Source organism: Nocardia rosealba (assembly GCF_020216065.1).
In the GTDB taxonomy this organism is placed as follows: Bacteria; Actinomycetota; Actinomycetes; order Mycobacteriales; family Mycobacteriaceae; genus Nocardia; species Nocardia rosealba.
Genome location: NZ_JAIWNA010000006.1, coordinates 302,149 through 328,012 on the forward strand (window position 1 = coordinate 302,149; position 25,864 = coordinate 328,012).

The window sequence follows — 25,864 nt, forward strand, 5'->3', positions numbered from 1 at the left end:
GAGTCACTCCACGGCCATCCCCATGCCACCAAGCCCTCTGAGCTGCGGAAATGGCGGAACTCCACAGATTCCACAGTGCCTACTACTACTTCAGTTCTCATTCATAGAGAGATCTCTTTAAAACAGGGTGTGTGGAAACTCGGTCGGGAGGGCTCGGCTCCGTCGGTGGTTCACTCACAGACAGGCAAGGACAACAGGGACGGGATCAGGACGCGCGGAACTCCTAGAGGGTCGATGCGGAGATCGCGCGTTGTCCGGGTACCGTTTGGTTGTCGGCAGGTTGTGCGAGACTCAGTGCGCGGCCGACGCAGCACCTCAACTCCGCTGAACACACCCGCATACGGATTCGAAACTCGGAGAGGACAAATCGGGCGATGGAGCTTGCGAGCATGAAGTTTCGGGTCGCCCGAGAGGATTTCGCCGAGTCGGTGGCCTGGGTGGCCCGCAGCCTCCCGTCCCGGCCTCCCGTGCCGGTTCTCGGTGGTGTCCTGCTGGTGGCCGACGAGAACGGCCTGACGGTCTCCGGATTCGACTACGAGGTCTCCGCGCAGATGCGTGTCGCGGCCGAGGTCGCCGGTCCGGGTCAGGTCCTGGTCTCGGGCCGTCTGCTCGCCGACATCACCAAGGCACTGTCGAACAAGCCGGTGGACGTATCCGTCGACGGCACCCGTGTGCTCATCGCCTGCGGCAGCGCCAAGTTCTCCCTGCCGACCATGCCGGTCGAGGACTATCCCCAACTGCCCGAGGTGCCCCAGCAGACCGGTGAACTCACCGTCGACGTGTTCGCCGAGGCCGTCGGCCAGGTCGCCGTTGCCGCCGGCCGTGACGACACGCTGCCCATGCTCACCGGTATCCGGGTGGAGATCGAGGGCAACGACGTGGTGCTCGCCGCCACCGACCGCTTCCGCCTCGCCGTGCGCCACCTGCAGTGGCAGCCCACGCGCCCCGATATCGAGACCGCGGTGCTCATCCCCGCGCGCACGCTGTCCGAGGCCGCCAAGACGCTCGGCACCGCCTCCGCGCCCGTGCAGCTCTCGCTCGGCAACGGCAACGGCGCCGACGGTCTGCTCGGCATCGTCAACGCGGGCAGGCGAACCACCACCCGCCTGCTCGACGCGGAATTCCCCAAGTTCCGCCAGTTGCTCCCCAAGGAGCACACTTCCATCGCCACGCTGCCGGTGTCGGCACTGTCGGAGGCGATCAAGCGTGTGGCGCTGGTGGCCGAGCGCGGCGCCCAGGTGCGCCTCGAGTTCTCCACAGACGGTGTACTGCTGTCGGCCGGTGGGGACGACGCAGGCCGCGCCGAGGAATGGCTCGAGGCCGATTTCCGTGGTGAGCCGCTGACCATCGCGTTCAACCCCGGATACCTCACCGAGGGTCTGTCGGCGCTGCACGCCGACCGGGTCACCTTCGGCTTCACCACGCCGAGCCGTCCCGCCGTGCTGCTGCCTGCGTCCGACGAGGAGCCCAAGGTACTCGAGTCCGGTGCGTTCGCGGCGCTGGAGAGCCAGTACATCTACCTGTTGATGCCGGTCCGGCTGCCCGGCTGAGCGGGGCCGCACCGCACATGTTCATCCGTGCGCTGTCGGTTCGTGATTTCCGCTCGTGGGAACACGCCGAGCTGGAGTTGTCCCCAGGGCGCACCGTCCTGCTGGGGGCGAACGGCAACGGGAAGACCAATCTGCTCGAGGCGGTCGGCTATCTGGCGACGCTCGGCTCGCACCGGGTTTCCGCCGACGCGCCGCTGATCCGCATGGGCGCCACCCAGGCCGCGATCGGGGCGACCGTGGTGAACGCAGGCCGCGAGCTGCGGGTGGATGTGGAGCTCAAGCAGGGTGCCGCCAACCGAGCGCAGATCAACCGTTCGCCGGTTCGCCGGTCGCGCGAGATCCTCGGCATCCTGCAGACCGTGTTGTTCGCGCCGGAGGATCTCGCGCTGGTCCGTGGCGACCCGGGGGAGCGGCGCCGGTTCCTCGACGAGTTGTGCACAGCCCGCCTGCCCAGGCTGGCCGGTGTGCGCGCCGACTACGACAAGGTGTTGCGCCAGCGGTCGGCGCTGCTGAAAACCGCTGGGCGCCAGGTGCGTTCGCGTTCGGACCTGAGCACGCTCGACGTGTGGGACGGGCACCTGGCCGAGCATGCCTCGGTGTTGCTCACCCAGCGGCTGCGCCTGGTGCACGACCTGTATCCCTATCTGGCAGAGGCATATCGGTCGATCGCGCCGGAATCACGCCCTGCTGCAATCGCTTACCGCTCCGGGTACCTTCCGCCCGACCTGCTCGATCCCGCGCGGGCTCCCGAACCCGACGACGTGGACCAGGTGCGCGAGATCGTGCTGCGCGAACTGGCGGCCGCGCGTGGGCGCGAACTCGACCGCGGTGTGTGCCTGGTCGGCCCACATCGAGACGATCTCGAACTGCTGCTCGGCAGCGCGCCGGCGAAGGGATTCGCCAGTCACGGCGAGTCGTGGTCGTTCGCGCTGGCGCTGCGGCTGGCCTCGTTCGAGCTGTTGCGCAACACCGGCGCCGAGCCGGTGCTGCTGCTCGACGACGTGTTCGCCGAGCTGGACCGGCGCCGCCGGACCGCCCTCGCGGAGGTGGCGGCGGGTGCCGAACAGGTACTCATCACCGCCGCGGTCGCCGAGGACGTACCCGCCGAACTGGCCGCCGCGCCGCTGCGGGTGCAGACCGAGGGCGACGCGGACCGGCGAACCTCACGGATCGTGGCCGAAGATATGCACAGCCAGCCATAGTTATCAACAGGGCCTGTGGAAAACCGTGGACATGCTGGACATATGCCACATCGGTGCGCGACGGCTCTGTCGGGCACCCGGCGTAGACTCCCGAACCGACCGATGAGCCTCGAGACCGGAAGGTGGGACCGCGTGCAGGACGAGCCGGAAGCGGAACTGCGCGGGATCGATCTGGCCCGCCGCGCCCTCGAGGAAGCACGGGCCGCGGCCAAGGCCAGCGGCAAGTCGGTCGGGCAGGGTCGAGCGTCGCCGGTGCGCAAGCTGCGCGCGGGTGGACGCCGCCGCAGCGGCTGGTCCGGTGCGGGCCCCGACGCCCGCGATCCCCAGCTGTTGTCCGCGCTCGCGGGCTCCATCGCGAAGAATCGTGGCTGGTCAGGCAAGGTTGCCGAGGGAATGGTCTTCGGTCGCTGGCCGAGCGTGGTGGGTGAGGACATCGCCGCACACGCCACCCCGGTGACCCTCGAGAACGGCGTGCTCAAGATCGCCGCCGAGTCCACCGCCTGGGCCACCCAGCTACGGATGTTGCAGAGCCAGATCCTTGCCAAGATCAACGCGGCGGTGGGGCAGGGCGTGGTCACCTCCCTGCGGATCACGGGTCCGGCGGCGCCGAGCTGGCGCAAGGGCGAACGCCACATCAAGGGCCGCGGCCCGCGCGACACCTACGGGTAGCCGGGCGGTCACCGGTGCGAGTTCCGTTGCGGCACCGCCGCTTCGATCCCCAGATTCGCAGCCTGTGGACAAAACCTGTGGATAACTTCGGGTCGAGTGTGGAAGACCCCAGGAAAGCACGCATCGGCGCGACCCCGGCCGAGGCGAACCCTAGCGGCCCCTACGACCGGCAAAACATGTGGCGAGGCGGAAGCCACTCGCGCTTGTTCGAGTTCTCGCATTCACGGCGACGTCAGGGGTGTCGTAGGTGCACTGTAAGTTGGCCTTACCAGTAGGATGGTGACGTAACCAGCGGCGAACCCTCGACGCGCGTGTTGTGCAGCCGCTTGCGAGCTGTCCGCGCCAGGGATCAGCAAGTAAGGAGAGCTACCGACAAGTGGCTGCCAACGACTCCAACGCATCGGGCAACAATTCGGGCTACGGTGCCTCGTCCATCACGGTCCTCGAAGGCCTCGAGGCGGTGCGCAAGCGCCCTGGCATGTACATCGGTTCCACCGGTGAACGCGGTCTGCACCACCTGATCTGGGAGGTTGTGGACAACTCGGTCGACGAGGCGATGGCGGGCCACGCGACCAGGGTCGACGTGACGCTGCTGGCCGACGGTGGTGTCGAGGTCGTCGACGACGGCCGAGGTATCCCCACCGCCATGCACGCGCAGGGCATTCCGACCGTCGAGGTCGTCATGACCCAGCTGCACGCCGGCGGCAAGTTCGACTCCGACGCCTACGCGGTGTCCGGTGGTCTGCACGGTGTCGGTATCTCCGTGGTGAACGCCCTGTCGAGCAAGCTGGAAGCCGAGATCGACAACGACGGCTACCACTGGACCCAGGTCTACAAGGATTCCAAGCCCGGCAAGCTGGTCCAGGGCGAGCCGACCGACCGGACCGGCACCACCATCCGGTTCTGGGCCGATCCGGAGATCTTCGAGACCACCACCTACAACTTCGAGACGGTCGCGCGCCGTCTGCAGGAGATGGCGTTCCTCAACAAGGGCCTGACCATCACCCTGACCGACGAGCGGGTGAGCGATTCCGAGGTCACCGACGAGGTGGTCAGCGAGACGGCCGAGGCGCCCAAGCACGCCGACGAGGTCGCCGCCCAGGCGGTCGAGCACAAGGTGAAGACCCGCACCTACCACTACCCGGGCGGTCTGGTGGATTTCGTCCGCCACATCAACCGCACCAAGTCGGCCATCCACAACTCGGTCGTCGGCTTCACCGGCAAGGGCACCGGCCACGAGCTCGAGGTCGCGATGCAGTGGAACTCGGGCTACTCCGAGTCGGTCCACACCTTCGCCAACACGATCAACACCCATGAGGGCGGTACCCACGAAGAGGGTTTCCGCGCGGCGCTCACCACGGTGGTCAACAAGTACGCCAAGGAGAAGAAGCTCCTCAAGGAGAAGGACGGCAACCTCACCGGCGACGACATCCGCGAGGGCCTGGCCGCCATCGTGAGCGTGAAGGTCGGCGAGCCGCAGTTCGAGGGCCAGACCAAGACCAAGCTCGGCAACACCGAGGTGAAGTCGTTCGTGCAGCGCGCCTGCAACGAGCACCTCACGCACTGGTTCGAGGCCAATCCGGCCGACGCGAAGACCATCGTGCAGAAGGCGGTGTCCTCGGCGCAGGCCCGGATGGCCGCCCGTAAGGCGCGTGAGCTGGTACGCCGCAAGTCGGCGACCGACCTGGGCGGGTTGCCCGGCAAGCTGGCCGACTGCCGCTCCAAGGATCCGGGCAAGTGCGAGATCTACATCGTCGAGGGTGACTCCGCCGGTGGCTCGGCCAAGTCCGGCCGCGACTCGATGTACCAGGCGATTCTTCCGCTGCGCGGCAAGATCATCAACGTCGAGAAGGCCCGCATCGACCGCGTCCTCAAGAACAACGAGGTCCAGTCGATCATCACCGCGTTCGGCACCGGTATCCACGACGAGTTCGATATCGCCAAGCTGCGCTACAACAAGATCATCCTGATGGCCGACGCCGACGTCGACGGTCAGCACATCGCCACGCTGCTGCTCACGCTGCTGTTCCGCTTCATGCGTCCGCTGGTGGAGCAGGGCCACGTGTTCCTGGCCCAGCCGCCGCTGTACAAGCTCAAGTGGATGCGTTCGGAGCCGGAGTTCGCCTACTCCGACCGCGAGCGCGACGCGCTGGTGGAGGCCGGTCTGGCCGCGGGCAAGAAGATCAACAAGGACGACGGCATCCAGCGCTACAAGGGTCTGGGTGAGATGAACGCCAAGGAGCTGTGGGAAACCACCATGGATCCGTCGGTGCGGGTGCTTCGTCAGGTGACGCTCGACGACGCCGCCGCGGCCGACGAGCTGTTCTCCGTGCTGATGGGCGAGGACGTGGAAGCACGTCGCAGCTTCATCACCCGTAACGCCAAGGACGTTCGCTTCCTCGATGTGTGAACGGTGCTGCGCCACCGCGCGCCCGCGAACACATCAGCCCTCTAAGGAGATTCGATGACTGAGACCACGCTGCCACCGTCCGGCGGTGCGGGCGACCGGATCGAACCGGTCGACATCCAGAACGAAATGCAGAGCAGCTACATCGATTACGCGATGAGCGTGATCGTGGGCCGCGCGCTGCCCGATGTGCGCGACGGCCTCAAGCCGGTGCACCGGCGCGTGCTCTACGCCATGTACGACAACGGCTACCGCCCCGATCGCGGTTACGTGAAGTCGGCGCGTCCGGTCGCCGAGACCATGGGTAACTACCACCCGCACGGCGACTCGTCGATCTACGACACCCTCGTGCGCATGGCCCAGCCGTGGTCGCTGCGGTACCCGCTGGTCGACGGCCAGGGCAACTTCGGTTCCCGAGGCAACGACGGCGCGGCCGCCATGCGTTACACCGAGTGCCGTCTCACGCCGCTGGCGATGGAGATGCTGCGCGATATCGACAGCGAGACCGTCGATTTCGTGCCCAACTACGACGGTCGCTCGATGGAGCCGACCGTGCTGCCCGCGCGTGTGCCCGCGCTGTTGATGAACGGCAGCAACGGCATCGCCGTCGGTATGGCGACCAACATCCCGCCGCACAACCTGAACGAGCTGGCCGAGGCCATCTACTGGTCGCTGGAGAACTACGACGCCGACGAGGAATCCACCCTCGCCGCGTGCATGGAACGCGTCAAGGGCCCCGACTTCCCGACCCACGGCCTGATCGTCGGCAGCCAGGGCATCCACGACGCCTACACCACCGGTCGCGGTTCCATCCGCATGCGCGGTGTGGTCGAGATCGAGGAAGACGCGCGTGGCCGCACCACGATCGTCATCACCGAGCTGCCGTACCAGGTGAACACCGACAACTTCGTCAACTCGATCGCCGAGCAGGTCAAGGACGGCAAGATCGCGGGTATCTCCGATATCCACGACGAGTCCTCCGACCGTGTCGGCATGCGCATCGTGGTGACGGTCAAGCGCGACGCCGTGGCCAAGGTGGTGCTGAACAACCTCTACAAGCACACCCAGCTGCAGACCAGCTTCGGCGCGAACATGCTCTCGATCGTCGACGGTGTGCCGCGCACGCTCCGCCTGGATCAGATGATCCGGCACTACGTGAACCACCAGCTCGAGGTCATCGTCCGGCGTACCCGCTACCTGCTGCGCAAGGCCGAGGAGCGGGCCCACATCCTGCGCGGCCTGGTGAAGGCGCTCGACCTGCTCGACGAGGTCATCGCCCTGATCCGCCGCTCGGCCAACACCGACACCGCGCGCACCGGCCTGATGCAGCTGCTCGACATCGACGAGATCCAGTCGACCGCCATCCTCGACATGCAGCTGCGTCGCCTCTCGGCACTGGAGCGGCAGAAGATCGTCGACGATCTGGCCAAGATCGAACTCGAGATCGCCGACTACAAAGACATTCTGGAGCGGCCGGAGCGCCAGCGCGCGCTCGTGCGCGACGAGCTGGCCGAGATCGTCGAGAAGTACGGCGACGACCGGCGGACCCGGATCATCGCCGCCGACGGCGACGTGGCCGACGAGGACCTGATCGCCCGCGAGGACGTGGTCGTCACGATCACCGAGACCGGTTACGCCAAGCGGACCAAGACCGACCTGTACCGCTCGCAGAAGCGCGGCGGCAAGGGCGTGATGGGTGCCGGCCTCAAGCAGGACGACATCGTCAAGCACTTCTTCATCTCCTCCACCCACGACTGGCTGCTGTTCTTCACGAACAAGGGTCGGGTGTACCGGGCCAAGGCCTACGAGCTGCCCGAGGCCAACCGCACCGCGCGTGGCCAGCACGTGGCCAACCTGCTGGCGTTCCAGCCGGACGAGAAGATCGCCCAGATCATCCAGCTCAAGACCTACGAGGACGCCCCGTACCTGGTGCTGGCGACCCGCGCGGGCCTGGTGAAGAAGTCCAAGCTCACCGATTTCGACTCCAACCGTTCCGGCGGCATCGTCGCGGTGAACCTGCGCGACGACGACGAGCTGGTCGGCGCGGTGCTGTGCTCCTCCGACGACGACCTGCTGCTGGTGTCGGCGCACGGCCAGTCGATCCGCTTCTCCGCGACCGACGAGGCGTTGCGCCCGATGGGCCGCGCCACCAGCGGCGTACAGGGCATGCGGTTCAACACCGACGACGAATTGCTCTCGCTCAATGTGGTCCGCCCGGACACCTATTTGTTGGTCGCGACCGCCGGTGGGTATGCCAAGCGTACGGCGATCGAGGAGTACACCGCGCAGGGTCGCGGCGGAAAAGGCGTATTGACAATCCAATACGATCCGAAGCGTGGCAGCCTGGTGGGTGCGCTCATCGTCGACGACGAGGACGAGTTGTACGCGATCACTTCCAGTGGTGGCGTCATCCGCACCGCGGCCAAGCAGGTCCGCAAAGCCGGACGCCAGACCAAGGGCGTGCGATTGATGAACCTCGCGGATGGCGATACCTTGCTAGCGATCGCGCGCAACGCCGACGAGCCCGATCCCGATCAGCTCATCGGCGACGCGGCCTCGGAGCAATAACCCAACCAGCGGCGGCAACGAACGGATCTGAGGATTCCATTGACCACACCGAATCAGTCGAACGACGATCGGAACCAGACCAACGGCGTCACCGAGCGGGTCGCCTCGTCTCCGATCCAGCCGCGGCCGATCCCACGTCAGGGTGCGGCCGAAGGCGCCAAGGCACCGGAATCCGGTGGCGCCGGGGACGAATCGTTCGACCAGGCCACCGTGCGGATGGGTACCGAGCCGAACGGGCCTGCCAACGGCTCGGGCAACGGCAAGGGTAAATCGCCCTACCAGGACGGCTGGGCGCAGTTGCCGCAGCGGGAACCGCAGTCCAACCTGTACCGCCCGGGTGAGGCGCCGAGCCAGGGCCGCCCGTCCTCGGGTGGTCAGGGTGGCGGTGGCCTCAAGGGCAGCGGTCCGTCCAACGCGCGCACCACCGCCGACCTGGCGGCCAAGGCGGCGCGCAAGGAAGCCGCGATGGTGAAGTCCGTCGGCATCGACGGGCCGACCCGAAGCATCGCTCGTCCCGAGCTGGTCAAGGACATGCCCGATCTATCGGATGTGCGTCATCCGGGGTCGGACCTGCCGATGGCCAACACCGGGCTGCCGATGGCTCCCCAGCAGCCGCCGAGCGGACCGTCGGCGCGGGCCGCGGCCGCCTCGGGCCCGGTGTCGCCCGCCGTTCCGGTGGCCATCGCGGCCGCCGCGTCGGGTGAGCCGCTGCGCGCGACGGTGCAGATCCGCCGCATCGACCCGTGGTCGACGCTGAAGATCACCCTGGTCATCAGTGTCGCGCTGTTCTTCGTGTGGATGGTCGCTGTCGGCCTGCTCTACATCGTGCTCGCGGGCATGGGTGTGTGGGACAACCTGGACAACTCGCTGGGCGAGATGTTCAACCAGGAGGGCAGCTCGGGCGGCCTGATCGACGCGGGCACAATCTTCGGGTACGCGGGTGTCATCGGGCTCATCAACGTGGTGCTGTTCACCGCGCTGGCGACGGTCGGTGTGTTCATCTACAACCAGTGCTGCGATCTGGTCGGTGGCATCCAGGTGACCCTGGCCGATCCGGACTAGGAACACGCGTTTTCCGGCACGGCCGGTCGGACCAGGAAACTGGCTCTGACCGGCCGTTTTGGTTATCGGCGGGCGGGTAAGGTAACCTCGTGTCTCGTTGCGGTTCACTGCTCCGGCAGGGGATCGGAATCGAGTTCGGGCCTATAGCTCAGGCGGTTAGAGCGCTTCGCTGATAACGAAGAGGTCGGAGGTTCAAGTCCTCCTAGGCCCACTCCCGAACATCACAGTAGGGTGGGAATCATGAAGATTGTCCTCACGGTCGGTGTTGTGATCGCGGTTCTCATCGGTATCACCAAATTCCGCAAGCGTGACGAAGCCGATCTCTGGCGTGAGGTCACCACCCGCTGATTCGGGTTGCCAGCCGGTACACCACCGGTAAGGGGCCTTAGCTCAATTGGCAGAGCACTGCCTTTGCAAGGCAGGGGTTAGGGGTTCGATTCCCCTAGGCTCCACTTCTGTGAATTCCTCGGTTTTCGATTTCCTGCTCACCGCCGCCCCCGGCGCCGCCGATTCGGCGGATTTCGCGGCGGATTGGGCACATCACCGCGCTCGCTGCGCGGATCTCACCAATTCTGTCGACCGCGCCGCTGTCGCCGGATTCGACAGTGTCGCATTGGGTTCGGCGTTCCTCGGTGGGTACCAGGAAGCGCTGCACGCGCTGGTGCCCACGCTCGCCCCCGACGAGTTGAGCTCGATGTGCGCGACCGAGGCCACCGGAGCACGACCCTCGGCCATGACGACGACCGTCACCGGCGACGGGATGGTGACCGGCACCAAATCGTTCGCCACCCTCGGTACCTTCGCCACCCGGTTTCTCGTGATCGCCCGTGCGGGTACACATTCCGACGGCAAACCGGACCTGCGTGCCGTGCTCGTCGCGGCCGGACCGCAGGCGGAGGTGACCCCGCTGCCGCCGTTGCCGTTCGCACCGGAGATCCCGCACGCCACCGTCGGTTTCGCGGACGCGCCGGGAGAAACGCTGCCCGGTGACGGGTACGCCGATTACCTGAAGCCGTTCCGCACCGTCGAAGACCTGCATGTGCTCGCCGCTGTGCTCGGTCAGCTCGTGCGGGTAGCCCGGCAAGCGCAATGGCCCGCCGACGCGCTCACGGCCCTGCTGGCGCTGTTTGCGGCCGTGCGTGGCCTCAGCACCGAGCCCGCCATATCGGCGGGCGTGCATATCGCGCTCGCCGGCGTCTTCGATCGCTGCGCCGCGCTGCTCGCCGAACTCGAACCGCACTGGGACCGAGTGGATCAGGAGATCCGGCAGCGCTGGGAGCGGGACGCGCCGCTGCTCGGGGTCGCCGGGAAGGTCCGTGCGGCCCGGCTGGCTACCGCCTGGCGCACAGTGGCCGAACAGGGGGCCGAAGCGCCCGCCGGCCACGAGGATCACTAGCTGTTCTCGTGGCCGCGTCGCGTGGCCTGAACCCGGCTGCCGGGCGATGGAACTGCACCTTGCCGGAAAATGGGGAGCGGGCCTCGGCGAAGGGGGGGAGTTAGCCGAGGCCCGCGTAGGGTCGGCCCGGGGGGGAGGGGCCGACGTGAACGATCCTACGCGATCCGCGCGGAAATCGTGTACGCGCAACGGATCAGTTTCCGAGAATTTTTCGTGTCGCGGCCCGTCACGGGGCCGTCGGCCGCAGCCGCAGAGCGGTCGCCGCAGTGTTGTGAGACATCACAAACCTCTTACGAACACCCGAAGTCGCTGGTACGCAAGGTTTTACGCCTCGCGCGCGCGGAACATGTTCTCGTCGTCGGCGATGTGCGGCCACCCCGATTCCGGGCCGGTCCGTCGCCGCATCGCCCAAAAATCAGTCCGATTCGCCGCGTGTCGCATGCAATCGGCATGTCGAACAAATTTGTACATCTGACATCAGGAACCACCCGAAATGAGGATGCGACTTGTCGGTGGGTGGGGCAATACTGAGGCCACCAAGGGTTCGCGAACTACGACATCCAGGAGAATCATGCCCGACGCAATCGTCGCCGAGGGGCTGGTCAAACGGTACGGACAGCTCACCGCACTGGACGGGCTGGATCTCTCCGTCCCCGAAGGCACCGTCACCGCACTTCTCGGCCCGAACGGCGCGGGAAAGACCACGACTGTCCGTGTACTCACCACTCTGCTCGTTCCCGACGAAGGCCGCGCCACCGTCGCCGGGGTCGATGTCATCAACAATCCGCAGGCACTGCGTTCGCGCATCGGCGCGTCGGGCCAGTACGCCGCCGTCGACGAGTATCTGACCGGCTTCGAGAACCTCGAAATGGTCGGCAGGCTCTATCACCTCGGCACGCAGCGCAGTAAGGAACGGGCCCGCGAGCTGCTCGAACGCTTCCGGCTCACCGACGCCGCCGACCGCCCGGTGAAGGGCTACTCCGGCGGCATGCGCAGGCGCCTCGACCTCGCGGGCGCGCTGGTCGCCAACCCGCCGGTGCTGTTCCTCGACGAGCCGACCACCGGCCTCGACCCACGCGCCCGCCTGGATCTGTGGGATGTGATCGAGGAACTCGTCTCCGGCGGCACCACCCTGCTGCTCACCACCCAGTACATGGAGGAGGCCGACCGCCTGGCCGACTCCATCGCGGTGATCGACCGCGGCACCGTCATCGCCCGCGGCACCGCCGACGAACTCAAGGCGCTCGTCGGCGGCGACCGCATCGAACTCACCGTCGCCACCGTCGACCAGCTCACCGACGCCAAACAGGTGCTCAGCGGCCTGGCCGACGGCGAAATCCACATCGAACCGGGTCTGCGCAAGATCACCGTGCCCGTGGCCGACGGTTCCCAGGACCTGGTCACCGCCATCGGCAGGCTCACCGAGCACAAGGTCGAGATCAACGACGTCGCGCTGCGCAGGCCGTCGCTCGACGACGTATTCCTCTCCCTCACCGGGCACGAGGCCGAAGAACTCGTGGCGGGGGATGCCGAGAAGGCGGACGCCAAGGAAGGACAGAGCCGATGAGCGTCTCGATCGACAAGACACCACCGGTGACCGGGCCGAGCCTGGAAGAACGGCTGGCGATGGTGGTCAGCGACAGCCTCACGATCGCCAAGCGCAATGTCATCAAGATCAAGCGCGTGCCCGACGTGCTGATCTTCACGACCATGTCGCCGATCATGTTCGTGCTGATGTTCGCCTACGTATTCGGCTCGGCCATCAAGGTGCCGGGGCTGGAAGGCGGCTACCGCGAATTCCTGATCGCGGGCATCTTCGTCCAGACCGTGGTGTTCGGTGCCTCGTTCACCGGCGCGGGCCTGGCCGAAGACATGCAGAAGGGCATCATCGATCGGTTCCGGTCGCTGCCGATGGCGCCCTCGGCGGTGCTGTTCGGGCGCACGATCAGCGATGTGGTGATCAACCTGGTCAGCCTCGTCGTCATGTCGCTGACCGGGTTGATCGTCGGCTGGCGTATTCGTGGGTCGTTCCTCGACGCGGTGCTCGCGTACCTGCTGATGCTGCTGTTCGCCTACGCGCTGTCGTGGATGATGGCCGTGGTCGGGTTGCTCGTGCGGGCGCCTGAGGTGTTCAACAACGCCAGCTTCATGGTGATCTTCCCGCTGACGTTCCTGTCCAACGCCTTCGTCCCGATCAACGACCTGCCCGGCCCGCTGCGCGTGTTCGCCGAGTGGAATCCGATGTCGGCGGTCACCGAGTCGGTGCGTCAGCTGTTCGGCAACACCAGCCCGCTGGCCCCCACCTCGGAGGCCTGGTCGATGCAGCATCCGGTGGCCACGTCGCTGATCTGGATCGTGCTGATCCTGCTGATCTTCGTGCCGCTGGCTCAGGTGCAGTACAAGAAGTCCGTGAGCCGCTGAGGGTTCAGCTCGCGCCGGTCTCCGCGACGGGGGCCGGCGCGGAGCCGTTGCGGGAGTAGCCGAGACGCGGCGGTTCGGCGGCGGGTTCGGGCAGCTGGGGGCGCTTGCTGCGGGCGATCCAGGCCAGCGCGCCCGCACCGGCGATCGCGAGGGAGGCGATGAGCGGGTTACGAAGCTTCATGCGACCACTGTGGCATAGAACGCCGCCGACGGCACAAACACGAAAACCACGCTCCACCAGGTGCCCGGCGACGCGGTGACCGCGTGGCACCATTGCTGCGTGACCTCACCCCATCAGACGGCCGTGGCGACGCTGCACACCAACCACGGCGAGATCAAGATCGCGCTTTTCGGTAACCACGCGCCCAAGACGGTGCGCAATTTCGTCGGCCTCGCCGACGGCAGCGCCTCGTACACCACCCCGAACGCGGGTGGCACGGAAGCTGGCCCGTTCTACGACGGCGCCGTCTTCCACCGGGTGATGCGGGGATTCATGATCCAGGGCGGCGACCCGACCGGTACCGGCCGCGGCGGCCCGGGCTACGAATTCGGCGACGAGTTCCATCCCGAGCTGCGTTTCGATCGTGGATACCTGCTGGCCATGGCCAATGCGGGCCCGGGTACCAACGGATCGCAGTTCTTCATCACCGTGGGACCGCAGCCTCACCTGAACCGCAAGCACACGATTTTCGGCGAGGTGGTCGACCCGGATTCACGCAAGGTGGTCGACGCGATCGCGGCGGTGGAGACCGACCGCAACGATCGCCCGACCGAACCGGTCGTCATCTCTTCGGTCACTGTGACATAGCGGCTGGCGCCGCGGTTCTCGGCGCTCGACTCCGAGAACAGAACTCCCCGTCGCGATCGTCGCGGCGGGGAGTTCTTTGCTTCACGTGAAACAACGTCAGTCGGTGGCGACCTTCGCGAAGCCGTTGACGACGAGCGCGTCGTAGACGTCGGCTGGGTTGGTGCCCAGGTCCCAGCGGCCGAAGATCAGCAGGCGCTCGGTGTCGTTGTGGCGGACGTCGACCTCGAGCATGGTGTTCTTGCGGCCGATGCGCCGGTAGGAGGTCACACGGATCCGGTCGATGTGGTCGAGGGGGTATTCGTCGCGGCCGGTGAGAGTGCCGACGATGAGGCGCGGCGGGGACCCGGGAACCATGGTGAGCCGGGGCCGCTGACGCAGGGCGAGCACGGCCATGGCCAGCACCGCGACAGCGGCGACGCCGAGGAAGAGCCGCGAGGGGCCATCCTGGGCAAGCACGGCCGCAACGGTCAGCAAAAGGCCACCGCCGGTGACCGCGATCAGGGCGGCGGTCGGCGTGGTCCAGGACTTGCTGTCGGCGGGTCGACCTGCGTTCACGCGGCTTGTTCCCCCATTGATCCTCGAGTTGTCCACAGCTTCATCCACAGGTGTGCATGAATGACACCGGTGTAGTTCAGCGCCACCGCATGGTCATGATGAGCCCGATGACCATCAGGCCGAAACCGATCAGGAAGTTCCAGGCGTTCAGGTCGTTCATCCAGCTGATCTTCTCGGCAGCCAGGTAGTACACGAGCAGCCAGAGCAGGCCGGCCAGCATGAAGCCGAGCATGATCGCGACGTACCAGACAGGCGACGGACCCGCTTTGACCTTCACCGGGGTACGGCTGGCAGGGCTCGGGGTGTAATCGGCCTTCTTACGGACCTTGGACTTGGGCATGACGTCCTCGTATTCTCCGGTACTGGTCGTCTCCTAGGCTATCCCACCAGGTAATGGATGCGACGACCTACCGGCCGGGCACGTACCCTCGTTGCATGCGTGTTCTGGTCGTCGACAACTACGACAGCTTCGTGTTCAACCTGGTGCAATACCTCGGCCAGCTGGGTGCCGACGCCGTCGTGTGGCGAAACGACGACCCACGCCTGGCCGACCTCGACGCCCTGCTCACCCGTGGCGACGAAGGCGGCGCTTTCGACGGCGTTCTGGTGAGCCCCGGGCCGGGCAGCCCCGACCGGGCGGGCGCGAGCATTCCGCTGGTGCACGCCGCCGCCAAGTACGAGAAGCCACTGCTCGGCGTCTGTCTCGGACACCAGGCCATCGGCGAGGCGTTCGGTGGCACCGTCGACCGGGCTCCGGAACTCCTGCACGGCAAGACCAGTTCGGTGTACCACCTCGGCTCGGGCGTGTTGGCCGGTCTGCCCGACCCTTTCACCGCCACCCGCTACCACTCGCTCACCGTGCTCCCGGAGACCATGCCCGCGGAGCTGGAAGTGGTCGGCCACACCGAGAGCGGCATCGTGATGGCCATGCGACACCGCAGCCTGCCGATCCACGGCGTGCAGTTCCACCCGGAGTCGGTACTCACGCAGGGCGGGCACCGGATGCTGGCCAACTGGCTCGAGGTCTGTGGCGAACGCCCGGCCGAGGCGCTGGTGTCGGCGCTCGAGGCGGAGGTCGCCGCGCTGGTGACCCCGTGAGCGAGGTGCCCGCGGCATCCGGCGGTGGCGACGGGAGCGCCGCCCCGCCGAGACGCCCGCGAGTGCTGTTGTCTGTGGCGACCAGTCTCGACGGCTACATCGATGACGCGAGCGCGCAGCGGCTGCTGCTGTCCAACAGCGCCGACTTCGACGAGGTCGATCGTTTGCGCGCCGAGTCCGACGCGATCCTGATCGGTGCGGGCACTTTACGGATCGACAATCCACGGCTGCTGGTCAACAGCGCCGAGCGGCGGGCAACACGCGTCGCGTCGGGGCGACCGGAGTATCCCGTGAAGATCACCGTCACCGCATCGGGCGAGCTGGATCCGGCGCTGCGCTTCTGGCACACCGGTGGCGCGAAGATCGTCTACACCACTACGGCGGGCGCGGCCCGGCTCGGTGATCGACTCGCCGACACGGCCGAGGTCGTGTGCCTGGGTGACCGGCTCGACCTGGCTGCCCTGCTCGACGACCTCGCCGCGCGCGGTATCCACAGGCTGATGGTCGAAGGCGGCACCGGGATGCACACAGGTTTCCTCGCAACCGACCTGGTCGACGAGATCCGCTTGGCGATCGCCCCGATCCTGGTCGGTGACGCGGCCGCGCCCCGCTTCGTCGGCCCGGCCCTCTTCCCTGGTGGACCGCAGCGCCGACTCCACTTGACGGGTGTGGAACAACTTGGGGATGTCGCTGTTGTGAACTACCTGGTCGGCGCGCCGACAGACCAGATTCACCCACCGGCCCTGTGACTGAATTCCCGGTGCCGACCTGGGGAAATACCGCTGTTCACAGTTCATCCACCGGTGTACTGCACAACCTGAACATGACCGACTCCACAACTGCCACAGGCTGTGGATAACTTTCGAACCCAGGGGAAATCGTGCACACAGACAGCCTCGATCACCGTTTCATGCACAGGGCCATCGAGCTGGCCCGGCAGTGTCCGCCCAGTTCGACGGCCTACTCGGTGGGCGCGGTCATCGTCGTCGACGGTGTGGAGATCTCCACCGGCTACTCACGCGAGACCGACGAAAAGGTGCATGCCGAGGAATCGGCGCTGAACAAACTCGGCGCCGATGACCCCAGGCTGGCCCGCGCGACGATCTACAGCACGCTCGAGCCCTGCTCGACGCGCGCCACCGCGACCCGGCGGCCCTGCACCGACCGCATCCTCGCGGCGGGTATCCCCAGGGTGGTCATCGCGTGGCGCGAACCGAGCCTGTTCGTCGCGGCCTGCGAGGGTGTGGACAAACTCCGCACCAACGGTGTGGAGGTCGTCGAACTCACCGACCTGGCCGAGGCGGCCAGGTCGATGAACGAGCACCTCGACCTGAGCTGACGGTGAGTCAGGGCCGCCCGTAGATGGCGGTGACGAACTCGCCGAGCTGATTGTCGTCCAGGTGGCGAGCCAGATCGGCCTCGCTGATCATGCCGACCAGCCGCTTGTTCTCGATCACCGGCATCCGCTTGACCCGATGGTCTTCCATCTGGTCGAGCACGTCTTCCACATCGGCGTCCGCGCTGATCCAGCGCGGTGTGGCCTCGCACAGTTCGGCCGCGGTCGTCAGTTCCGGCGACAGGCCGCGCGCGATGCACTTCACGACGATGTCGCGGTCGGTGATGATGCCGCACATGCGTTCGTTGTCGTCGGCGACGACGAGCGAGCCGACACCGAGATCGGCCATCGCCGCTGCGGCCGTGGCCACGGTGTCGTCGCGGGTGATCCACTGAGCGCCGGGCTTCATGATGTCCCTGGCCGTGGTCATGGGCTACCTCCTCGTTCAGCAGTGCTGGGTGGGATGGAGCTAGCCCAAGTCTAGGCCCGCGAGCCTCACCGTGGAATGGGTGAGGCCCCTACCTGCAGGATCACATTTCCGCTCATCGTCACCGAGGTGCCCGCCGGCGGGTTCTGCCCGACGACCTTGCCCGAGGCGCTGCCGTCGAGGGTGATGACCGTCGTCTGGCTGAGCTGACCGGTCCAGCCCTGCGCACGCAACTTCTCCTGGGCCTGGGTGGGGGTGAGCCCGGTCAGGTCAGGAACGGTGATGCGGTCGCCGAGGGACACCTGCACGGTGATGGTCGAGCCCTTCTCCGCGTTGCTGCCGCCCGCCGGGCTCGTGGAGAGCACCTGGCCCTTCGGCTGGGGCGAGAGCACCTCCTTGACCTCCACCTTGAACCCAGCGCTCACGGTGAGGTTCGGTTCGGCGACGGAGATGTCCTGGCCGACCACATCGGGTACCCGGACCTGTTCGGGGCCGCTGCCGATGACGATGACGATCGGCTGCTCGATGTCGATGCGCACACCCGCGGTCGGTTCCTGCCCGATCACCCGGTCGGTGTCGGCGACACTCGACGCGCGGCGCTGCACGTTCGGATCCATCTGCAGGCCGGTCGAATTCAGCGCCTGCTCGGCCTCGGCCTGGGTCATCCCGAGAATGCGCGGCACCGCGACCTGCGCGGGTCCGGTCGACACCTGCAGGGTGACGGTGCTGCCCTCGTCGATGCGCGACCCGCCGAGCGGCTGGGTGGCGATCACATTGCCCGGCGCGACCTTGCCGTCCGGTTTCTGCTGCACGGCCACGCTGAAACCGGCCTTGACGAGCTCGGATTCGGCCTGCTGCGCGGTCTTGCCGGACATGTCCGGCACCGCGACCTGGTCGGGCTTGCTGCCCGGACCGATCAGCACCCAGAACATGCCGAACGCGACGGCGAGCGCCGCGGCGACGCCGAGCGCGATCAAACCGGTGCGATTGCCCTGCTCGGCGGGCGGGCCGACGGCGGGGTGTTCGGAGGTGTCGTCACGGTCGTGGAACCGGCGCGGCGCGGGCTCGTCGTAGCCGGCGTAGTCCTCGTCGTTCATCACCATCGGCGCGCTCGGCTTCTGCCCACCGAGCACCCGGATCAGATCGGCGCGCATCTCCGCGGCGGTCTGGTAGCGGTTGGCCGGGTTCTTGGCCATCGCCTTGAGGATCACCGAATCGAGCTCGCGCGGGACCGCCGGATTCACCGACGACGGCAGCGGCGGGTCTTCCTTCACATGCTGATAGGCGACCGCGACCGGCGAATCACCGGTGAAAGGTGGCTGGCCGGTGAGGATTTCGAACAGCACACAACCGACCGAGTACACGTCCGAGCGCGCGTCGACGGTCTCGCCGCGCGCCTGCTCGGGGGAAAGGTATTGCGCCGTACCGATCACGGCGGCGGTCTGGGTCATCGGGTTGGAGCTGTCGGCGATCGCGCGTGCGATGCCGAAGTCCATCACCTTCACCGCGCCCGCGCGGTTGATCATGATGTTGGCGGGCTTCATGTCCCGGTGGACGATGCCCGCCTTGTGGCTGAAGTCGAGGGCAGCGCAGACATCGGCCACGATCTCCATCGCCTTGCGCGGCGCCAGCGGACCCTTGCCGCGCACGATGTCGCGCAGGGTGTCGCCCTCGACGTATTCCATGACGATGTAGGGCAGCGGCCCGTCGTCGACGGTGGCCTCGCCGGTGTCGTAGACCGCGACGATGGCCGGGTGGTTCAGCGCGGCCGCGTTCTGCGCCTCACGCTTGAAGCGCAGGTAGAACGTTGGGTCGCGGGCCAGGTCGGCGCGCAGCACCTTGATCGCGACGTCGCGCGAGAGGCGCACGTCGCGGGCCTTGTGCACCTCCGACATGCCGCCGAACCCGATGATCTCGCCCAGCTCGTACCGCGAGGAGAGATTCTTCGGGGTGGTCATTGCTGTCCTATGTTCGGGCCTACGGCGTTGTTGTCCTCATTCGGAAATGGTAGATCGAAGGTGGGGATACGCGGCTTGTCCCGGGTGGTGGTCGCCGCCGCCGGTTTCGTGGTGGTGGGCGCGGGTTTGGTCGTCTTGGGGGCGGTGGTCGTCGGCTCCGGTTTGGTCGTCGTCGGTTCCGGCGTGGTGGTCGGCGGTTCCGTGGTCGTCGTCGGTTCCGGCGTGGTGGTCGTCGGGCGGTCGGGTTGCGTAGGCGCGGGTTCCTCGGAGGTGACCGGCGGCGGCAGCGGACGGGTGGTCGTCACCGGCGGGGCAACCGGCGCGGTGGTCTGCACGGTGGTTGTGGTCGGGCCGGTGTCGCGGTTGGGCTCGCCGCCGAACAGCAGCCAGATCACGCCACCGCCGAGCAGCAGCGCGCCCACACCCAGCGCGATCAGCCATTTCTGGTTGTTCTTGGAATCGTTGGTCGCGGCGACGGCGGCGGGCGCGGCGGCCTGTGTGGCCGGGCCCGCGTATCCACCGGTCGGCGGCTGATTGCCGAAACGCATGGTCGCGCCGTCGTAGTCGGCGGCCGGAATCACGGTGGTCGGTCCGGGCGGCAGCACCCGGGTCGCCCCGGTCATCGACGCGCCGGCACCACCGGGTACGGGCGGCATGTGCCCGGCGCGCACAGCGGCGACGGCGTCGGCGAACTCGCCACCACTGCGGTAGCGCTGCGCCGGATCCTTGGCCATGGTGATCGCGATCAGCTCGTGCACGTTGGCGGGCAGATCGGCGGGCAGCGGCGGGGGTGCGTCGCGCACGTGCTTCATGGCGACGGTGATCGCGCCCTCACCGGTGAACGGGCGGACGCCTGCCAGCGCCTCGTACCCGACCACACCGAGGGAGTACACGTCGGAGGCGGCGGTGGCGTCTTCGCCGACGGCCTGTTCGGGGGCGATGTACTGGGCGGTGCCCATCACCATGCCGGTCTTGGTCACCGGCGAGGCGTCGACGGCCTTGGCGATGCCGAAGTCGGTGATCTTCACCTGACCGGTCGGCGTCACCAGGATGTTGCCCGGCTTCACGTCGCGGTGCACCACACCCGCGGCGTGGGCGACCTCGAGCGCGCGTCCGGTCTGCTCGAGCATGTCCAGGCCCTGGATCACCGACAGCCTGCCCATGCGGTTGAGCACGGCGTTGAGCGGTTCGCCCTGCACCAGCTCCATCACCAGGTAGGCGGTTTCGCCGCCGGACGGGTCGGTGGTCTCGCCATAGTCGTAGATGCCCGCGATCCCCGGCGCGTTGAGCTGCGCGGTGGTGCGTGCTTCGACCCGGAACCGCTGACGGAACGTCGGATCGGCGGAGAACTCGGTCTTGAGGACCTTGACCGCCACCCGGCGATCGAGCCGGGTGTCCATCGCTTCCCACACCTGACCCATACCGCCGGTGGCGATGAGCCGCTGCAGGCGGTAGCGGTCGGCGATCATGGCGCCGTTGTTCAGCATCGGGGCCCCCGTGTTGTCACTCGCACACTCATTTCGTTCAGCCCCCTGCCAGGCCTGCGTCCAGTACCGACCTGGCGATCGGTGCGGCCACCGAGCCGCCGGTCGCCGCCAGCGCCCGGTCGCCGCCGTTCTCGACGATCACCGCGATGGCGATCTTCGGGTTCTGCGCGGGCGCGAAGGCCATATACCAGGCATGCGGCGGGGTGTTACGGGGATTGCTGCCGTGTTCGGCCGTGCCGGTCTTGGACGCGATCTGGTACGGCGACCGGCCGCCGCCCGCGGTGTTGGCTTCGGAGGCGATCATCAGGTTCACCAGGCTCGACGCTACCTGTGGACTCACGGCCTGGCCCACCGAGAAGGGCTCGGTCACACTCAGCTCCGACAGGTCGGGAGCCTGCGTCTGGTCCACCAGGTACGGCTGCATCCGGGAGCCGCCGTTGGCGATGGTCGCGGCGATCACGGCGACGTCGAGCGGGGTCACCGCGACATCGCGCTGACCGATGCTGCTCTGGCCGAGAGCCGCGTTGTCGGGGATCGGCCCGACCGTCGACTCGGCGACCGGGATCGGGACACCGCGGTGCGGGCCGATCCCGAAGGCCGCGGCCTGGTCCTTGAGTTCGGCGGCGCCGACCTTCATCCCCAGCTCGACGAACGCGGTGTTGCAGGACCGCCGGAAGGCCTCGGTGAGCGAGGCGGTCGGCTGGTCACCGCAGGTGGCGCCGTTGTAGTTCTCCAGCGTGGTCCTGGTGCCGGGCAGGGTGATGTTGGGGGCGGCGGTGAACTGGTCGTCCACACTCACACCGTTGGCCAGCGCGGCGGCGGTGACCACGGCCTTGAAGGTGGAACCGGGCGGATAGGTCTGCGAGACCGCGCGATTGAGCATCGGCTGGGACGGGTCGTTCTTGAGCCGGTCCCACGCCGCCCGGCCTGCCGCACCGTCGTGGCCCGACAGTTCGTTGGGGTCGTAACTCGGGGTGGAGACCATCGTCAGGATCTTGCCGGTGCTCGGCTCGATCGCCACCACCGAACCGGTGTAGCCCTTGGCGGTCATCTCGTCGTAGGCCACCTGCTGCATCACCGGGTTCAAGGTGGTGATCACATTGGCGCCGCGCGGGTCGCGACCGGAGAACATGTCGACGAGCCTGCGCCCGAACAGGCTCGAGTCGTTGCCCGAGAGCAGCGGGTCCTCGGCCAGCTCGATCCCGGTTTTGCCGTACTGCATCGAGTAGAACCCGGTGACAGGGGCGTAAGCCGGTGGGCTGCTGGGGTATTGGCGCAGGTACTTGTACCGGTCGTCGGTGGCGACCGAACCGGCGAGCACGGTACCGCCCGCCGAGATCTGGCCCCGCTGGCGCGAGTACTCGTCGAGCAGCACGCGCACGTTGCGCGGGTCGGCGCGCAGGTCGTCGGCCTTGACCACCTGCAGATAGGTGGCGTTCACCAGGAGCGCGACGACCATCACCATCACGGCGACGGCGACCCGGCGTAGTGGAGTGTTCATGCGCTCGCCCTGCCTTCCGACCTGCGCAACAACTCGGTCGACGCCTCGGCGATCGGCGCCGGTGCGCGTTTGCGGGTCGGCGCGGGCGCGCGGGCGGCGTCGGAGATCTTGATCAGCAACCCGAGCAGCGCGTAGTTGGCCAGCAGCGAGGAGCCACCGTAGGAGATGAACGGTGTGGTCAGACCCGTGAGCGGGATCAGCTTGGTGACGCCGCCGACCACCACGAAGATCTGGATGGCGATGGTGAACGACAGGCCCGCCGCGAGCAGCTTGCCGAAACTGTCGCGCACGGCGAGCGCGGTGCGCAGCCCACGCACGATGAAGATCAGGAACAGCATCAGCACCGCGGCCAGGCCGATCAGGCCGAGTTCCTCACCGATGGTGGTGACGATGAAGTCGGTCTTGGCGAAGGGCACCTGCTGCGGACGCCCGCTGCCAAGGCCCGTGCCCGCCAGGCCGCCGGTGGCGAAACCGAACAGCGACTGCGAGATCTGGTAGCCGGTGTTGTGGTAGTCGTCGAACGGGTGCAGCCAGGTGTCCACGCGCACCCGCACATGCCCGAAAAGCTGGTAGGCGAACACGAAACCGAGCGCGAGCAGGCCGCCGCCGATGAGCAACCAGCCCACCCGTTCGGTCGCGATGTAGAGCATCACCAGCACCGTGCCGAAGATCAGCAGCGAGGTGCCGAGGTCCTTTTCGAGCACGAGCACACCGATGCACACGACCCACACGATCAGCACCGGACCGAGGTCGCGCGGCCGCGGGAACTCCATGCCCAGGAAATGCTTGCCCGCGGCGGTGAACAGGTCGCGCTGGGCCACGAGCACACCCGCGAAGAAGATGATGAGCAGGATCTTGGCGAATTCGCCCGGCTGCACACTGAATCCGGGGAGTTTGATCCAGATCTTGGCGCCGTTGACTTCGGAGAACCGGCTCGGCAACAGTGCCGGAATCGCCAACGCGATCAGTCCGACCAGGCCTAGTGTGTAGGTGTAGCGCGCCAGCGTGCGGTAGTCACGCAACACGATGAGCAGGCTGATGAACACCACGATGCCCAGGCCGGTCCACATGATCTGCTGGTTGGCGTCCGGGGACGGGATGGGGCTCGAGTCGTATGCCGCCTGCTGCGCGTCGGCGAGGTCGAGGCGGTGAATCAGGACGAGACCGAGACCGTTGAGCAGCGCCACGATCGGTAGCAGTAGTGGGTCGGCGAACGGCGCGAACCGGCGAACCGCCAGGTGCGCCACCCCGAACAGCGCGAGGAACGCCACACCGTACTTGGCGATGTCCCAGGTGATCGACTGTTCCTGGCTCGCCTCGACGATGAACAACGACACCGTCGTGATACCCGCCGCGCCCGCCAGCAGCAACAGCTCCTGGTTCCGCCGCGTCGAGGGCGGCGGTGCGGGCGCGAATCCGCCTGGGGGACTCGGGAAAGCCCCCGCCGACGGTGGTGCCGGTGCGGACATCAGTCCGTCACCCGGCAGTTCTCCCCTGAGATCTGCGGGGAAGGTGTCGGGGCGGGCGTAGTGGTCGGTGCGGGCGTCGGTGTCGCCGTGGCGGGCTGGTCACCCGGGCCGGGCGCGGGCGCCGGAGTGGCAGGCGGAACCTCGGTGGGCAGCACACCCGGCTGCGGCACCGATTCCTTCTTGGGGCACGGGTCGAGCACCTCGCCGGTGAGCCGGCGCATGCTCTCGCGGGCCTGGGCCAGCGAATCCGGCGGCAAGCTGCGCTCCACCTGGTCGCGGCCGGTCTGCTTGAGATCGCTGACCATCAGCTTCTTGCAGCCGGTGGGGGCGGTGGCGCCGACCTCGAGGAGCGTGATCTCGTTCTTGCTGTTCACGCAGGCGGTGAGCTCCACGTCGTGGATGGCGTAGCCGAGGATCGAACCGGGCAGGCCGCGCATCACGACCACCTGATCGTTGTCGGCGCCCACGTAGTAGTTGCTGCGAATCATCTTGTAGCCCACCACGAGTCCCACCGCGACGGCCACGATCAAGGCCACCGACAGCAGCAGCCAGCGCAGCTTGTGCGACTTGGTCTCCGGCGGCGGGGGAGCGGCGGCGGCACGGCGCGGCTGGGCACGCGGTGGACGCATGGCGGCGGCGCGGCCGGCCGCGGTGTTCGGCGGCGGCGCGTCTTCCTCCTCCTCGGTGGAGGCGGCACCGGCGACGATCGGATGACTCTGCCCGTAGTCGAGGTCGATGACATCGGCGACGACAACGGTGACGTTGTCGGGACCGCCCGAGCGCAAAGCCAATTCGATGAGCCGGTCGGCGCACTCGTCGGTATTGCCCTCACGCATGGTGTTGCCGATGGTCTCGTCGCTCACCACGTCCGAAAGTCCGTCGGAGCACAGCAGATACCGGTCACCGGCGCGGGCTTCACGCATGATGAGCGTCGGCTCGATCTCGTTGCCGGTGAGGGCACGCATGATGAGCGATCGTTGCGGGTGGGTGTGCGCCTGCTCGGGCGTGATGCGGCCCTCGTCGACCAGCGACTGCACGAAGGTGTCGTCGCGGGTGATCTGGGTGAGTTCGCCGTCGCGCAGCATGTAGGCGCGCGAGTCGCCGATGTGCACCATGCCGAGCTTGCGGCCCGCGAACAGGATGGCGGTGAGCGTGGTGCCCATGCCGTCGAGTTCGGGTTCGGCCTCGACGTGGTCGGCGATGGCGGCGTTGCCGGAACGGGTGGCGCGGTCGAGCTTGCCGAGGATGTCCTCGCCGGGTTCGTCGTCGTCGAGATGCGCCAGCGCGGCGATCATCAACTGGGAGGCGACTTCACCGGCGGCGTGTCCACCCATACCGTCGGCGAGGGCTAGCAGGCGAGCGCCCGCGTAGACCGAATCCTCGTTGTTGCCCCGGACGAGTCCGCGGTCGCTTCGCGCGGTGTAGCGCAGAACAAGTGTCACGATCGCAGCTCGATCACTGTTTTGCCGACCCGGACAGGAGTGCCGAGCGGAACACGGACGGCGGTGGTGACTTTCGCGCGGTCGAGATACGTGCCGTTGGTGGAACCGAGGTCTTCCACGTACCAGTCGTCACCACGCTGAGACAGTCGCGCGTGCCTGGTCGAGGCGTAGTCGTCGGTGAGTACCAGCGTCGAATCGTCGGCGCGGCCGATGAGGACCGGCTGCGTGCCGAGTGTGATCCGAGTGCCGGCTAGTGAACCATGAGTCACCACTAGATACTTGGCGCCCTTCTGGCCTCGGCTCAGGGATGGCAGACCGATGGAACCACGCGCTCCGCGTGCGGCCCTCGGCTGTATCCGGATGCCGGATGCCGCGTAGATATCGCTGCGCAAGGTCCGCAGAACGGCCCAGACGAACAACCAGAGCAGCAGCAGGAACCCCGCGCGGGTCAATTGCAGGATCAATCCCTGCACGGCGTTCCACCTCCTGTTCGCCCGGGTACGTCGGT

24 protein-coding genes and 2 tRNA genes are annotated in these 25,864 nt (G+C 67.3%); 16 read left to right on the plus strand and 10 right to left on the minus strand.

The window, feature by feature from the left end; translation table 11 throughout:
• The first annotated feature begins 374 nt into the window (after positions 1–374).
• The 12 genes from dnaN to LDL21_RS22670 all read left to right on the plus strand — a co-directional run bounded on the left by dnaN (position 375) and on the right by LDL21_RS22670 (position 13,275).
• Positions 375–1,550 carry a DNA polymerase III subunit beta gene (gene dnaN, locus LDL21_RS22615; protein ID WP_067495127.1) on the plus strand — a complete coding sequence of 392 codons (1,176 nt, stop codon included), beginning with the start codon at positions 375–377 and terminating at the stop codon, positions 1,548–1,550.
• Between the two features lie 17 nt (positions 1,551–1,567).
• On the plus strand, positions 1,568–2,752 hold the full coding sequence (gene recF, locus LDL21_RS22620) for a DNA replication/repair protein RecF (RefSeq protein WP_225281647.1): 1,185 nt from the start codon (positions 1,568–1,570) through the stop codon (positions 2,750–2,752).
• Positions 2,753–2,854: 102 nt separating this feature from the next.
• The gene (locus tag LDL21_RS22625) at positions 2,855–3,421 is read left to right on the plus strand and encodes a DUF721 family protein (protein ID WP_067495133.1); all 567 of its coding nucleotides are present in this window, start codon (positions 2,855–2,857) and stop codon (positions 3,419–3,421) included.
• A 376-nt stretch (positions 3,422–3,797) separates the two neighbouring features.
• Positions 3,798–5,831, plus strand: a complete 2,034-nt coding sequence (gene gyrB / locus LDL21_RS22630) for a DNA topoisomerase (ATP-hydrolyzing) subunit B (RefSeq protein WP_067495136.1) — start codon at positions 3,798–3,800, stop codon at positions 5,829–5,831.
• A 54-nt stretch (positions 5,832–5,885) separates the two neighbouring features.
• Positions 5,886–8,396, plus strand: coding sequence for a DNA gyrase subunit A (gene gyrA / locus LDL21_RS22635; RefSeq protein WP_181698200.1), 2,511 nt, complete (start codon positions 5,886–5,888; stop codon positions 8,394–8,396).
• A 39-nt stretch (positions 8,397–8,435) separates the two neighbouring features.
• Positions 8,436–9,458, plus strand: a complete 1,023-nt coding sequence (locus LDL21_RS22640; protein WP_181698199.1) for a DUF3566 domain-containing protein — start codon at positions 8,436–8,438, stop codon at positions 9,456–9,458.
• Between the two features lie 137 nt (positions 9,459–9,595).
• Positions 9,596–9,669: transfer RNA gene (locus LDL21_RS22645), tRNA-Ile, on the plus strand.
• A 29-nt stretch (positions 9,670–9,698) separates the two neighbouring features.
• Positions 9,699–9,806: a DLW-39 family protein gene (locus LDL21_RS22650; RefSeq protein WP_210740150.1), complete on the plus strand. Its 108-nt coding sequence runs from the start codon at positions 9,699–9,701 to the stop codon at positions 9,804–9,806.
• 31 nt (positions 9,807–9,837) lie between these two features.
• Positions 9,838–9,910, plus strand: a tRNA-Ala gene (locus LDL21_RS22655).
• Between the two features lie 5 nt (positions 9,911–9,915).
• Positions 9,916–10,854 (plus strand): acyl-CoA dehydrogenase middle domain-containing protein, encoded by a 939-nt coding sequence (locus LDL21_RS22660; protein ID WP_225281648.1) that lies wholly within the window; start codon positions 9,916–9,918, stop codon positions 10,852–10,854.
• Between the two features lie 571 nt (positions 10,855–11,425).
• Positions 11,426–12,421, plus strand: a complete 996-nt coding sequence (locus LDL21_RS22665; protein WP_181698197.1) for an ATP-binding cassette domain-containing protein — start codon at positions 11,426–11,428, stop codon at positions 12,419–12,421.
• A 59-nt stretch (positions 12,422–12,480) separates the two neighbouring features.
• On the plus strand, positions 12,481–13,275 hold the full coding sequence (locus tag LDL21_RS22670) for an ABC transporter permease (RefSeq protein ID WP_225281726.1): 795 nt from the start codon (positions 12,481–12,483) through the stop codon (positions 13,273–13,275).
• A 4-nt stretch (positions 13,276–13,279) separates the two neighbouring features.
• Here LDL21_RS22670 and LDL21_RS22675 read toward each other — a convergent pair whose 3' ends face one another.
• Positions 13,280–13,456 (minus strand): hypothetical protein, encoded by a 177-nt coding sequence (locus LDL21_RS22675; RefSeq protein WP_166655808.1) that lies wholly within the window; start codon positions 13,454–13,456, stop codon positions 13,280–13,282.
• Between the two features lie 99 nt (positions 13,457–13,555).
• Here LDL21_RS22675 and LDL21_RS22680 point away from each other — a divergent pair, with 99 nt between their 5' ends.
• Positions 13,556–14,083, plus strand: coding sequence for a peptidylprolyl isomerase (locus tag LDL21_RS22680; protein ID WP_181698195.1), 528 nt, complete (start codon positions 13,556–13,558; stop codon positions 14,081–14,083).
• Between the two features lie 96 nt (positions 14,084–14,179).
• On the opposite strand, the gene LDL21_RS22685 is transcribed toward LDL21_RS22680, so the two are convergent.
• Positions 14,180–14,638 (minus strand): PH domain-containing protein, encoded by a 459-nt coding sequence (locus tag LDL21_RS22685; RefSeq protein ID WP_225281649.1) that lies wholly within the window; start codon positions 14,636–14,638, stop codon positions 14,180–14,182.
• Positions 14,639–14,714: 76 nt separating this feature from the next.
• A complete protein-coding gene (crgA, locus tag LDL21_RS22690) occupies positions 14,715–14,978 on the minus strand; it encodes a cell division protein CrgA (protein ID WP_067495154.1) in 264 nt (87 codons plus the stop codon).
• Between the two features lie 95 nt (positions 14,979–15,073).
• On the opposite strand from crgA, the gene LDL21_RS22695 reads away from it, so the two are divergent.
• The 3 genes from LDL21_RS22695 to LDL21_RS22705 all read left to right on the plus strand — a co-directional run bounded on the left by LDL21_RS22695 (position 15,074) and on the right by LDL21_RS22705 (position 17,075).
• On the plus strand, positions 15,074–15,736 hold the full coding sequence (locus LDL21_RS22695; protein WP_225281650.1) for an aminodeoxychorismate/anthranilate synthase component II: 663 nt from the start codon (positions 15,074–15,076) through the stop codon (positions 15,734–15,736).
• Positions 15,733–16,485: a RibD family protein gene (locus LDL21_RS22700; protein WP_225281651.1), complete on the plus strand. Its 753-nt coding sequence runs from the start codon at positions 15,733–15,735 to the stop codon at positions 16,483–16,485. The genes LDL21_RS22695 and LDL21_RS22700 overlap by 4 nt, the downstream gene beginning before the upstream one ends.
• 131 nt (positions 16,486–16,616) lie before the next feature.
• The gene (locus tag LDL21_RS22705) at positions 16,617–17,075 is read left to right on the plus strand and encodes a deaminase (protein WP_225281652.1); all 459 of its coding nucleotides are present in this window, start codon (positions 16,617–16,619) and stop codon (positions 17,073–17,075) included.
• Between the two features lie 7 nt (positions 17,076–17,082).
• On the opposite strand, the gene LDL21_RS22710 is transcribed toward LDL21_RS22705, so the two are convergent.
• The 7 genes from LDL21_RS22710 to LDL21_RS22740 all read right to left on the minus strand — a co-directional run bounded on the left by LDL21_RS22710 (position 17,083) and on the right by LDL21_RS22740 (position 25,829).
• The gene (locus tag LDL21_RS22710) at positions 17,083–17,502 is read right to left on the minus strand and encodes a CBS domain-containing protein (protein WP_067495164.1); all 420 of its coding nucleotides are present in this window, start codon (positions 17,500–17,502) and stop codon (positions 17,083–17,085) included.
• A gap of 65 nt (positions 17,503–17,567) precedes the next feature.
• Positions 17,568–19,457 carry a Stk1 family PASTA domain-containing Ser/Thr kinase gene (gene pknB, locus LDL21_RS22715; RefSeq protein WP_181698192.1) on the minus strand — a complete coding sequence of 630 codons (1,890 nt, stop codon included), beginning with the start codon at positions 19,455–19,457 and terminating at the stop codon, positions 17,568–17,570.
• Positions 19,454–20,944, minus strand: coding sequence for a serine/threonine-protein kinase (locus tag LDL21_RS22720; RefSeq protein WP_181698191.1), 1,491 nt, complete (start codon positions 20,942–20,944; stop codon positions 19,454–19,456). Before LDL21_RS22720 ends, pknB begins: the two co-directional genes overlap by 4 nt.
• Positions 20,945–20,981: 37 nt before the next feature.
• Positions 20,982–22,445 (minus strand): peptidoglycan D,D-transpeptidase FtsI family protein, encoded by a 1,464-nt coding sequence (locus tag LDL21_RS22725; protein WP_067495172.1) that lies wholly within the window; start codon positions 22,443–22,445, stop codon positions 20,982–20,984.
• Positions 22,442–23,914, minus strand: coding sequence for an FtsW/RodA/SpoVE family cell cycle protein (locus LDL21_RS22730; RefSeq protein ID WP_067495175.1), 1,473 nt, complete (start codon positions 23,912–23,914; stop codon positions 22,442–22,444). The genes LDL21_RS22725 and LDL21_RS22730 overlap by 4 nt, the downstream gene beginning before the upstream one ends.
• Positions 23,914–25,356 carry a PP2C family protein-serine/threonine phosphatase gene (locus LDL21_RS22735; RefSeq protein WP_181698190.1) on the minus strand — a complete coding sequence of 481 codons (1,443 nt, stop codon included), beginning with the start codon at positions 25,354–25,356 and terminating at the stop codon, positions 23,914–23,916. Before LDL21_RS22735 ends, LDL21_RS22730 begins: the two co-directional genes overlap by 1 nt.
• Entirely contained in the window at positions 25,353–25,829 is a 477-nt protein-coding gene (locus LDL21_RS22740) for an FHA domain-containing protein FhaB/FipA (protein WP_067495180.1), read from the minus strand. The genes LDL21_RS22735 and LDL21_RS22740 overlap by 4 nt, the downstream gene beginning before the upstream one ends.
• Positions 25,830–25,864 lie beyond the last annotated feature (35 nt).